11 protein-coding genes are annotated in these 11,430 nt (G+C 63.3%); all 11 read right to left on the reverse strand.

All coding sequences use genetic code 11. The features are described from left to right. Positions 1 to 24: 24 nt before the first annotated feature. The 11 genes from rfbB to V6X63_RS09835 all read right to left on the reverse strand — a co-directional run bounded on the left by rfbB (position 25) and on the right by V6X63_RS09835 (position 11,325). On the reverse strand, positions 25 to 1,209 hold the full coding sequence (rfbB, locus tag V6X63_RS09785) for a dTDP-glucose 4,6-dehydratase (protein ID WP_367978767.1): 1,185 nt from the start codon (positions 1,207 to 1,209) through the stop codon (positions 25 to 27). Between the two features lie 82 nt (positions 1,210 to 1,291). Continuing rightward, on the reverse strand, positions 1,292 to 1,591 hold the full coding sequence (locus V6X63_RS09790; protein WP_367978768.1) for an AbrB/MazE/SpoVT family DNA-binding domain-containing protein: 300 nt from the start codon (positions 1,589 to 1,591) through the stop codon (positions 1,292 to 1,294). A 326-nt stretch (positions 1,592 to 1,917) separates the two neighbouring features. Beyond that, the gene (locus tag V6X63_RS09795; protein WP_367978769.1) at positions 1,918 to 2,184 is read right to left on the reverse strand and encodes a PIN domain-containing protein; all 267 of its coding nucleotides are present in this window, start codon (positions 2,182 to 2,184) and stop codon (positions 1,918 to 1,920) included. Positions 2,185 to 2,235: 51 nt separating this feature from the next. Beyond that, a complete protein-coding gene (locus V6X63_RS09800; protein WP_367978770.1) occupies positions 2,236 to 2,526 on the reverse strand; it encodes a type II toxin-antitoxin system Phd/YefM family antitoxin in 291 nt (96 codons plus the stop codon). 100 nt (positions 2,527 to 2,626) lie between these two features. Continuing rightward, complete coding sequence (gene galE / locus V6X63_RS09805) at positions 2,627 to 3,724, reverse strand: UDP-glucose 4-epimerase GalE (RefSeq protein ID WP_367978771.1); 1,098 nt, start codon at positions 3,722 to 3,724, stop codon at positions 2,627 to 2,629. Between the two features lie 44 nt (positions 3,725 to 3,768). Then, positions 3,769 to 5,751, reverse strand: a complete 1,983-nt coding sequence (locus V6X63_RS09810) for a polysaccharide biosynthesis protein (RefSeq protein WP_367978772.1) — start codon at positions 5,749 to 5,751, stop codon at positions 3,769 to 3,771. Then, positions 5,744 to 6,298, reverse strand: coding sequence for a sugar transferase (locus tag V6X63_RS09815; RefSeq protein ID WP_367978789.1), 555 nt, complete (start codon positions 6,296 to 6,298; stop codon positions 5,744 to 5,746). The genes V6X63_RS09810 and V6X63_RS09815 overlap by 8 nt, the downstream gene beginning before the upstream one ends. A 23-nt stretch (positions 6,299 to 6,321) precedes the next feature. Next, positions 6,322 to 7,299, reverse strand: coding sequence for an NAD-dependent epimerase/dehydratase family protein (locus tag V6X63_RS09820; RefSeq protein WP_367978773.1), 978 nt, complete (start codon positions 7,297 to 7,299; stop codon positions 6,322 to 6,324). Beyond that, positions 7,292 to 8,449, reverse strand: coding sequence for a glycosyltransferase (locus V6X63_RS09825; RefSeq protein ID WP_367978774.1), 1,158 nt, complete (start codon positions 8,447 to 8,449; stop codon positions 7,292 to 7,294). The genes V6X63_RS09820 and V6X63_RS09825 overlap by 8 nt, the downstream gene beginning before the upstream one ends. Before the next feature lie 93 nt (positions 8,450 to 8,542). Next, entirely contained in the window at positions 8,543 to 9,910 is a 1,368-nt protein-coding gene (locus V6X63_RS09830; RefSeq protein WP_408022308.1) for an IS5 family transposase, read from the reverse strand. 278 nt (positions 9,911 to 10,188) lie between these two features. Next, positions 10,189 to 11,325, reverse strand: coding sequence for a glycosyltransferase family 4 protein (locus V6X63_RS09835; protein ID WP_367978775.1), 1,137 nt, complete (start codon positions 11,323 to 11,325; stop codon positions 10,189 to 10,191). Positions 11,326 to 11,430 lie beyond the last annotated feature (105 nt).

The following is an 11,430-nucleotide window of genomic DNA, read 5'->3' on the forward strand; positions in this document are numbered from 1 at the left end:
ACGGTTTCCCGGCCAAGACGCCGTCTAACGAGATCCTGTGGCCTTGCTACGCCTAGCGTAGTTAACCTCCATCCACTCGCGGTAGGCACCGGACTGGACGCGGGCGACCCATTCCGGGTGGTCCAGATACCACTGCACGGTCTCACGCAGGCCCTGCTCGAAGCTGTGCGCCGGCCGCCAACCGAGCTCGTGCTGGATGCGGGTGCTGTCGATGGCGTAGCGCCGGTCATGGCCGGGGCGGTCGGTGACCGATTGGATGAGGGCGCGATAGGGGTTGGCGCGGTCAGCATCATCACGGCTTACCGCCTCGCTGGCGGACGCCCGGGCCCGATCAGCGGCACCGGTATCGTCCGACGCTGGCCCCGCCGGCTGCAACTCCGCCAGGATCCCGCAGATGGCCTCCACCACTTGGAGATTGGTGCGTTCGGCATCCCCGCCAATGTTGTAGGTCCGGCCGATCTCGCCGTGCTGCAGGACCCTCCATAGGGCCTCGGCGTGATCCTCGACATGTAGCCAGTCGCGGATCTGGCCGCCGTCGCCGTAAACCGGCAGCGGCTTTCCGGCAATGGCATTCAGGATCATCAACGGAATCAGCTTTTCCGGGAACTGGTACGGGCCGTAGTTGTTAGAGCAGTTGGTGATGACCACCGGCAGGCCGTAGGTGCGGTGCCAGGCGCGGACCAGATGGTCGCTGGCCGCCTTGCTCGCCGCGTAAGGCGAGCTCGGCGCGTAGGGCGTCGCCTCGGTGAAAGCGGGGGCCTCGGGGGGCAGATCGCCGAAGACCTCGTCGGTGGAGATGTGGTGAAGGCGGAAGCGCTCGCGCGGGCTCGGGCCGTTGGCGTCCGGGCGGTCATCGAGGGCCTGCCAGTAGGCGCGGGCAACCTCGAGCAGGGTCTGGGTGCCGACCACATTGGTGTCGACGAACACCGCCGGCCCGAAGATGGAGCGGTCGACGTGGCTCTCGGCGGCCAGATGCATGACGGCGTCGGGGCGATGTTCGCGGAAGACGCGCTCGAGGGCCTCGCGATCGCGGATGTCGACCTTCTCGAACCGGTAACCGGGATCCTGGTCGAGGCCCGGGAGGGACTCCGGATTACCGGCGTAGGTCAGCGCATCGACGTTGACCACCTCGGCGAGCTGCCGGGCGCGCAGATAGCGGATCAGGGCCGAGCCGATGAACCCGGCGCCGCCGGTGACGAGGATTTTCATATGCGCTCTCCTAAACACGCGCGATGCGCCTCAGCGTATGACTTCGATCGCCAGATCGAGGCGCAGCTTCTCCCAAGCCCTATCAGTCGTCGTTACATTCGAACCACGGTCGATGGCAAGCGCGAGGCATGCCCGATCGGCCAGCGACAGCCCGCCGCTCGGCGATCAGGGCGTCTGCAAGGCTGACTTTTGGATCAACCTGACTGAACCGTGCCTGTAATCGGCGCTCGACAGACTGGCGCGGTTCGAGAATCAGCGCACCATCCTCAACACGAACGAGCAGTCGACCGCCCGGATTGAGCCCGAGTTCGCGGCGCAAATCGGCGGGTACGACCAACCGCCCCTGGGGCCCGATCTGGATTTCCTTTGTCTGCTCAGCCATCACCACCACCGTGCCACATGCCTGCTCTATGCCACATCCCATCACAGGTGCCACGTTCGGAGATGATCACTCATCCCTTGATGGCCGCTCATCAGATAGATGCGAGTGCCCGGGTCCTCGCTATCCATATCCCGTTCGATGAATCATCAGTAGCGCTCGCCCTCTCTCACCCCGCGGATGAACCGGCCCGCATCCTCCTCTGTCTTCGGCATAGAATCAGTCAATGCGCGCAGACGAGCCCGATCGATCGGCTGGCGCGGTTTTTCGGTATCCACCGAGTGCGCCTTTGTCATTTTTGATGAACCCCCTTGCGCTTGGGCCATAACCTACAGACCGCCGTGCCGTGCCCAAAAAACCGCGGGCGTGACGATGGGATAGTCCTGGGAAGCAGCGAGAAGATCTTTGTCGCCTGTGATCAGATAATCGACCCCACCTTGCTCGAGGGCGCGGATCAATGTGCCGAGAACGGGCAAATCCATGGGATCTCGGAGCACGTCCTCAGCCGCGTCCGTTGGGTCGAGGATCTCCGCCTCAAACGAGAGGATATCCACAAATTCACCGATTGCTTGGCGTGCTGCCAGGGTAGGCGACACCGGACACCAAAACATTGGTATCCAGCACCACGCGGAGGGCAGGCGACATCTCTAGTCGGTTGACTGTTTGCTGTGGCCGGCTCGCTCTTCAGCCACCGCTGCATCTATTTCAGCCAGCCCTTCAGCCTCGGGCGTATCGGAAAAACCGGCCTCAAGCCGATCACAAATCGCATCAAAGCGGCCCTGCATGCGACGAATCCGGTCGAAAAGCCGAGCATCCACCAAAGCAGCAACTGGCTTACCGTCTTTATTGATCAGCACGCTATCGTGTCGGTACTGCACCTGATTGAGCATCTCGCCCAGGTTTTGGCGAAATTTCACCGCGCTTGTCTCTTTGATCATGCTGGTCAACCTACCACTCGGCTTCGCCAAGGGCTAGCTCACCAATGAGCTGACTGTGCGCGGATTCCAGCGCCGGCCCATACCTCGATGCGCGACCGCTTTAGCCCTCGTACCCCTGCGGATTCTGCCGCTGCCAGCGCCAGGCATCGCGCATCATCGCCTCGAGGCCATGTTCCGCCTCCCAGCCGAGCTGCTCGCGGGCCAGGGTCGGGTCGGCATAGCACGCGGCGATGTCACCCGGGCGACGCGGCGCCACACGGACCGGAATCGTCCGCCCCGAGGCCTTTTCAAAGGCGGCCACGGCCTCGCGCACGGAGTAGCCCCGGCCGGTACCCAGGTTCCAGACAGGGCAGTTGGCAGGTGCCTGATCGCCCGCGGCCCGTGGCGACTGACCTGACGGGTCAGTCTGACCCACGCCCGCGTTCACCAGAAACTCCAGCGCCCGGACATGCCCGCGGGCCAGATCCACTACATGAATGTAATCGCGCACGCCGGTGCCGTCCGGTGTCGGGTAGTCGTCGCCGAATATCGACAGCGCCTCGCGCCGGCCCACCGCCACCTGGCTGATGTAGGGCACGAGATTGTTGGGAACTCCCTGGGGATCTTCACCGATCCGACCACTCGAGTGCGCGCCCACCGGGTTGAAATAGCGCAGCAGCGCCACCGACCAGCGTGGGTCCGCCGCGGCCAGGTCGCGCAGGATCTGCTCGATCATGAGCTTGGAGAAGCCGTAGGGGTTGGAGGGCGAGCCCACCGGTGTGGTCTCCGCAATGGGCACGCTCTGCGGGTCACCATAGACCGTGGCGGAGGAGCTGAAAATCATGCGCCGCACGCCAGCGGATTCCATGGCGTCCAGCAGGCTCAGCGTACCGGCGACATTGTTCTCGTAGTAGGCAACGGGTTGCTCCGTGCTCTCGCCAACGGCCTTCAGGCCAGCGAAATGCATCACAGCGTCAAAGGCGCGAGCGCCATCGGCTGGCCCGCCTGCGTTCAGCACCGCCGCCATCGCCCCCCGGTCGCGGATGTCCGCCTGCACGAAGGGCACCGCCTTACCCGTGAGCGCCTCGACCCGGCGCAGGGACTCCCGCGAGCTGTTGGAGAGGTTGTCCACCCCAACCACTTCATGACCGGCCTCAAGGAGCTCGAGAACGGCATGAGAGCCGATATAGCCGGTGGCGCCGGTGACGAGGAGTTTCATGATGGTCTTCCTGATTCCCTGGATGAGCCCGTTGCCTCTACGGCCTACTGTCCATCGCGCCGCAGTGGCACGACGTCGGCCGAGCGGGCGGGTGCTGATTCGGGCCCGGCCTCAGGCCCCGACGCCCACTCAGGCGCCGATTCCAACTCCGGCGCCGCGCCCGGCACGCAATAACCGGGGACCTGTTGCGCTACCAGGGCCAGCACCCGCTCGCGGTCCTGGTCATGGAAGGCCTCATCGAGCCGCGTCACCCACTCCACGAATCCATCCCAGTCGGGATGGGCCTCGCGGGCCTGCAGGATCATCGGGTGCGAGGTGCCGCTGATCTCCGTGCCCTGAATCAGTTCTTCATGGAGCTTTTCGCCCGGCCGCAGGCCGATGAACTCAATGGCGACATCGCCCTTGGGATTGCTTTCATCCCGCACCGAGCAGCCGCTCAACTGGATGAGGCGCCGAGCCAGGTCCTGGATGCGCACGGGCGAGCCCATCTCCAGCACAAAGACTTCGCCGGCGCCTGCCATTGCCCCGGCCTGCATCACCAGGCTCGCGGCCTCGGGGATGGTCATGAAATAGCGCGTGGCGTCGGGATGGGTCACGGTCACCGGCCCACCTTCGCGAATCTGGCGCCGGAAGAGCGGGATCACCGAACCCGACGAATCGAGCACGTTACCAAAGCGCACGATGCCAAAGCGGGTCGGCGAGCCATGGGCGGCCACTGCCTGCACCGCGAACTCGGCGATGCGCTTGCTGGCGCCCATCACGCTGGTGGGCCGTACGGCCTTGTCCGTGGATACCAGCACAAAGTCACGCACCCCGGCGTCTTCGGCGGCAAGGGCGGCATGCCAGGTCCCGAACCCGTTGTTCCGGATGCCCTCGACCGGGTTGGCCTCCACCAGCGGCACATGCTTGTAGGCCGCCGCGTGGTAGACCGTCTCGACTGCGTTGTCCATCAGGCAGTGCCGCATGCGCTCGCGATGCAGCACCGAGCCGAGCACCGGGACGATCTCCACCCCCTGACCCGAGGCATCGGCCAGGGCGATGAGCTCCTGTTCGATGCGATACAGCGCGAGCTCGGAGCGCTCCAGCAACACCAGTCGCCGGGGCGACTGGGCCAGGATCTGGCGGCACAGTTCGCTGCCAATGGAACCCCCGGCGCCGGTCACCATCACCGAGCGCTCCGCCACACAACGGCCAAGCAGCGCCGGGTCGGGCGGGACCGCATCGCGGCCGAGCAGATCCTCGATATCCACCTCGCGCACATCCTGCAGCCGCGCGGCCCCCGAGACCAGATCGCTCATGCTGGGGAGCGTGCGCACATGCACCGGATAGCGCTCCAGATCGGCCAGGATCTCGCGCCGGCGGCCCATCGTCGCCGAGGGCAGTGCCAGCAGAATGCTGTGCGCGCCAAGCTGGCTGATCAGCCGGCCAAGACGTGCCGGTGCATAGACGGGCACCCCCTTGATCATCGAGCCCTGCAGGCGCGGGTTGTCATCGACGAAGGCCACCGGCAGGTAGTCGCCGGTGGACATCAGGGAATTGACGAGCTGCAGCCCGGCCGAGCCCGCCCCGTAAATGATCACCGGCTCCTCGGCCGCGCGACGGTGGCGGGCCGCCTGATGCCAGGCGCGGACCAGGAACCGGCTGCCGCCGACGAGCAGAAGGGCCATCAGCCAGTAGATGGTGATCGTGGTCCGCGGCACGGCGACGAGTCCGCCAAAGACGACCACCGCGATGAACACCAGCGTGGAGAGTGTGACGCCGCGGAGTACAGCCCAGACATCCGACGGGCCCATGTAGCGAACCACCGCGCTGTACATGCCGGCGAGATAGAAAAGCGGAATGCTCGCCACCGGCAGGAGCAGGTGCAGATACCAGAACTGATAGAACTTCTCGGAGAGGCCATCGCCCATGCGCAGGGCAAACGATGCCCAGACCACAACGGCCATGAGCAGACAGTCCGCCACCATCATCAGCGCCTGCTTGCGCGGGCGCTGCCAGTCGAAAATCCCTTTCAGCCACTCACCCATGGCGGACACGATCCCCCTGCCCCCGACCGCGTACGGTCATCATCACACACCAAAGATAGGCCCTCAGCGAGCCATTGGCCACCAGCGAGGCGTCCATTTCAGCCAAGGTGACCGGATCGGACATATCCACCCCGGCAATCTGGCCATACCCGGTGATGCCCGGCCGCCCCGCAAAGACGCCGCGGGCCTCCCGCTCGGCGATCAACTCCTGCTGGCTCGGCAGGCAGGGCCGCGGGCCCACCAGACTCATCTCACCGCGCAGCACATTCCAGAGCTGCGGCAACTCGTCGAGCTTGGTCCGGCGCAGCCAACGACCCAGCCGGGTGATAGCAGCGGCGTCGGCCAGGTGGGTGGCCACCGACGGGGTATCGGGGCGCATCGTGCGGAACTTGACCAGCGTAAACGGCTGACGATGGCGTCCCACGCGGGTCTGGCGGAAGAAGGGAGACCCGGTCTCGAGCCAACCGAGCCCCATGATGACGAGGAACAGCGGGCTCAAGCCGAGCAGGCCAATGGCTGACAGGACCACATCGAGGCCGCGGATCAGGCGCCCGGTGGAGGCCGATCTGCTCACGGGGCTGCCGCACGATGCCCGGCGACCGCGTGGCGCAGCCCCTGCTGCAGCGTCCAGGGCGGGTGCCAACCGAGCAGCGTCCGGGCCTTGCCGCTGTCGACAGTCAATGAGCCCAGCAGGCGGTCGATCGTGTCGCCACGGCCCAACAGTCGGGCACCGGCACGGAGGATGGGCGGAGGGACGGGGAACAGCCCCGGACGCCGGCCGGCGGCGTGGGCGAGTGTGCGCAGCAGTTCAGCGGTGGAGAGAGTTTGCTCGTCGCAGACGTGGAAGGTCTGATTGCGGGCCGCCGGGTTGATGAGCACATGGCGGATGAAATCCACCAGATTGGCTCGGCCGGCGAAGCTGCGACGGTTGTGAGTGACGGCGGCCAGGGGCAGTGCCCGGCCGTCATCGGCCCAGTCGAGGAGGCGGCCGAAATTGCCGGGGGCACCGGGGCCGTGAACCAGCGGCGGACGGATGACGGTGACCGCCATCCGGTCGTCGGCGAGCGCCCAGAGCGCCGCCTCGGCCTCGGCCTTGGTACGGGCATAGGGTTCGGCGGGGGCGAGCGGCGCCGACTCGTCCAGCGGCACCACACTGGACTGGCCCAGTACGCCGATGGAGCTCAGGAAAATGAAATGCCGCACACCGGCGGCACGGGCCTGACGGGCCAATTCTTCAGTGGCCTCGACATTGATGGCCCGGAGGGCCTGTGGTGATTGGCCCGCCGTTCGCTGATGGGCGGCGGCCGCCAGGTGAATGACCGCGTCACGCTCGCTGAGCGCGTCCCGCCAGTCCATCTCTCCATCCAGTGCGCCGATGGCGACGCTGCGCATGCCCGGGGCCGGGCTGACCGCCGGATCACGAGGCAGGGATCGCACGGCGGCTGCCACCCAGTGCCCATCCGCGGCCAGGGCCGGCGCCAGCGCCCGGCCCACAAAACCATTGGCGCCGGTTGAAACGACGCGAAGCGGCCTGCAGGGCCTATACATGAACGCTCGGACTGCTATCTTCAGTCAATATCCGCTGATATAGGCTGTAATATGCGTCCGACAGCGGTTGACCCGCAAACAGTTTCTCGTAACGCTGTCGTGCAGCAATACCCATACGAGTCACCATTTCATCGTTCAATGCAAGCGTTTGCATGGCATAGTGAAGACTGTCGGCATCATCCGGCGGGACAACAAATCCGGTGTGCTCATGGATATTCACATAGCTTGTTCCAGTGCCCAGCTCGGTTGATATGAGCGGCCGGCCACACATTGCTGCTTCCACCAACACCATTCCGAATGCCTCGGAGCGACGGTTTGACGGTAAAACCAGTGCGCGGCAATTCCCGATCAGTGCCATCTTCTGCGCGGGAGAAACTTGTCCGAGGTGCCGTACACCGGCCTGACCAGACGTGCTACTCGCCTCGCCCTCCGGCATAGTGCCGGGGCCCGCGATAGCCACTGTCAGCTCACTACCGGTCACTGCTTTCTCGAGTACAGGCAATCCCTTATAGGCGCGTGCGGCGCCGATGAAAAGGAAATAACGGTTTGGCTTCAGGCCGAATTCCTCCTGCACACTGATTTCTTCGGCTGCGTCTAGATACTCTTGGTAACTCGATTCCGATATACCAAGCGGAATCACTTCAACCCGCCCAGGCGCCTCATACTCCAGGCGGCGCAGGACCCGACTGGTCTGCCTGTAGGCTGGCGAGGTGGCAACGACAGCGTTCATGGATGCCAGCATCCGGGCTCGGAGAGGCCGGTAACACATCCCCAGCGCCCCCTTCTGCACAATGTCCGAGTGATATGTCATGAGGCAGGGCTTTTCCGTCCGGACAGTGAAGTGCAGGAGATCTGCATAGGGCCAAGGGAAATGATAATGGATTAGGTCTGCCCATTTCGCCTCACGCCTGAAACATGAAAGGGCCGCTATTCCCCCGATATCGCATGATGCAGGGGCGAACCAAGACCGGGCCCGAATCACCTGAGCCTCAGGGCGGTCGACAACCCTCATGGACAGCTCTGGGGATAGTGCAAACACCCGGCTCTCTACACCCTTTGCTTTCAAGACAAGAGAAATCTGCCGAATCGCTTCAGCTGTACCTCCTAGCGAGTCAGGGAGGTACCGACGGTAGACATGGAGGACTCTCATAAGTAATCTTCGGTAGCGTCCCCGGAAATGGTGTAAATCGGTTGATGTGAGGCGGCCACCGTGGTCCTTCGTTAGTCGTCCCTGAACATTCGGTTATGCCGCCGCTGGCGCGGTATTTGATTGGGCATCAGTGCCACCCTGATCCAGCAGTCGCAGAACGGCAAATAATATCCGGCGCCAAAAAATCACCAGCCACCGCATCAGCCATCGGATGTTGAACCCGGCAGCGGCGAGGATCGGGTTCATGGCATCGCCCAGGGCACCTTTGAGGAAGTTCCGGCGCATGCGATGGTCGGCCTTCAGATGGCCGATGCTCGGCTCCACCGCCTGACGGCGCTTGAGCAGCCGCTTCTCGGCCTTGCTCATGCGCTTTGGCTTGCCGCGGTGGAGGATGCGGATGCCGTCAACTTCCCTACCACGGTAGCCCAGATCCACCAAGGCGGTTTTCACTGGCGTACCGGTGAGGATCGCCGTCTGCTCGAGCTGCTCAGCGAGGGTGTCGCCATCGTAGGGGTTGCCCGGGAACGAGCGGGCACCCACGATCAAGCCTTTCTGAGCAGTCACTGCGAAGCTCGCCTCCACGCCAAACTCATAGGGCTGGCGGGCCTTGCCCTCGCTGATGCACTCGACCTCAGGCGCGCGGAAGGCATAGAGCTTGTTCTTGCTCTTGGTCTTCTGCTCTTTCAGGCGCCGGGCGCGGTGCATGGTCTCGGCAAGCTGAGCCATCTGGTCTGGGGTGGCCTTGCGGTCAATGTCGCGCAGCAGCCGTCCAACGATGGTGCGCTGGCGTTTGATCACCCGGCGCATCCGTTTGTATTGCCGGGCGTGGGCATAGCGCCCGGCCTGGCGGTTGAGCCGCGGGCCTGTACGCGCGTAGCTCTGGCGCAGCTTGATGCCGGCCTCGGCCGCACGCTCAGCAAGCTTTGACCGGGCCACCTCCAACAAACGGCTGTCGGTGGGATGGGCGACGTTCTTCTCCTGCACCGTGGTGTCGATGGAGACCACCCGCAGCTCGCGGGGCCGGATAGCCTTCAGTGTCTTCGCCGCCTCGATGGTCTGGGCGAGCAGCTCTTCCGCCCCTGCTTCGTCCAATCGATTGCGCCAGCGCGTGAGCGATGAGGGATCGCATGGCAGCTCATGCTGACAGTAAACCTCACCGGTGAAGTACTGCATGTACGGCAACTCCAACCAGCGCTCCAAGACCTGATCATCGGAGAAGTTGTAGGCGTACTTCAGGTACAGCAGCCCCACCATCATCCGAACCGGCAGTGAGGCGCGCCCCGCGCCCTCCGGCGTCGGCGGCAGCAGATCGGCGACCTGCTCAACGATGCTCTCCCAGGGCATCGCATCCGCAAGCCGGACCAGTGGATGATCCGACCGGATGATCTGATCCAGACGGGCCCGGAAGAGATCATCGCTGTGGTTATGTTGCTCATCACTCGGCGACGGTCGATGGCGCATCAAAAACCCATCCGATATTGCAAGGAAACTGCCCATATTATCCCAGTTTCTTGCAATCACTGCGAGCGAAAAGCACCCATTTATGTCGCATAATCAGCAGGTTGAGCATTGTTCAGGGCCGACTCAATATGCGCCGGGTCTGGATCGGAAGACAGGGCGAATATCCGACTCTCAACGCCTAGCGGCTCGCAGGCCAAGGCAATCTGGCGGATGACCTCCTGGATGCCTCCCGGAGCGTCCGGGAAGTAGACTCGATAGCGTGTAGCACTTTCATGCCATCACCCCGCCACTTCCGCGTATATGCGGCTCGTCCGCTCGGCGCACGCCCTCCAACTCAACTCCCGGGCGCGTTCCACACCACGCTCGCGAAGCGTTTGAGCCAGCTCCTGATCCTCCACAAGGCGCTGCATGGAAAAGCCGATCTCTTCGGCAGATTCCGGATCAACCAACAGAGCGGCGTCACCAGCCACCTCGGGCAATGCGGTGGTGTTTGAGGTTATCACCGGCAGTCGATTGGCAAACGCCTCGACCACTGGCAGACCAAATCCCTCGTAAAGTGAAGGGAATACCAGAGCCTCAGCGCTTTGCATCAGTGCCTGCACCTCATGACCGGACAGATATTGCAACCAACGCGCCTTGCCCGCCAATTCAAGATGCCGCAATGTCCCGATCAATTCGTCACATTGCCAGCCGGCTCGCCCAACGACGATCAGAGGGCATTCGGTCTGCATCGATTCCGGAAGGCTCCGGTGAGCCTCGATAACACGTTCCAGGTTTTTTCGGGGTTGCAGGGTGCCGACGAACAGAAAGAAGCGGCCAGGAAGTCCATAGCGAGTCAGGACTTCCCGACGTTTGGTGTCATCGAGGCGCGCAAAATGTCGCGAACTCACCCCTAGGGGGGTGACGCTGATATTGGAGCCCTCGATTCCAAAGTGCTCGATGATCTGTTCCTTCGAGAAGTCGGATATGGTGATCACATGATCCGCCCAACGGGTCGTCCTTCGCCACAACCACGCCTTGAGTGCTCGAAGACGCTGATTGATCCAGTGGGGGTGAGAAAGCGGCACCGCATCCATTACGGTCGCTACCAACGGGATGCCCGCAAGACGTGGTACCAAATGATCCGTCGAGTGGAAGATATCAATTCGTTCACGGAAGCGGGCATTGCCCGTAAACGGCAACCCGGTGACTGTGGCGATGGCAGCCCTAGGAGCAAACCTTCCCAAACAAATTGACTCGTTCGAGCCGACAAACACTTCATCCGCACACGCGGAACCAAAACGCACCGGATTGATATCCGCCTGATCCTCGTCTATCAGCGCCTGCCCCAACTCCCGGGTATATGAACCGATGCCGTCAATCCCGCCTGAGCTCACGCCTCGCGCCAATACCGTGCTACCAAATCCGACACGCACTAGCTGATTTCCTTGCCGACCATTTAATAATTTTTTAACAGAACAACGCGCACAAACCAAAACGGTTTAACGAATTCAGAATTCCATTCGAGGAAATTCTCGGCC

Source organism: Spiribacter onubensis (genome assembly GCF_040838425.1).
Taxonomy (GTDB): domain Bacteria; phylum Pseudomonadota; class Gammaproteobacteria; order Nitrococcales; family Nitrococcaceae; genus Spiribacter; species Spiribacter onubensis.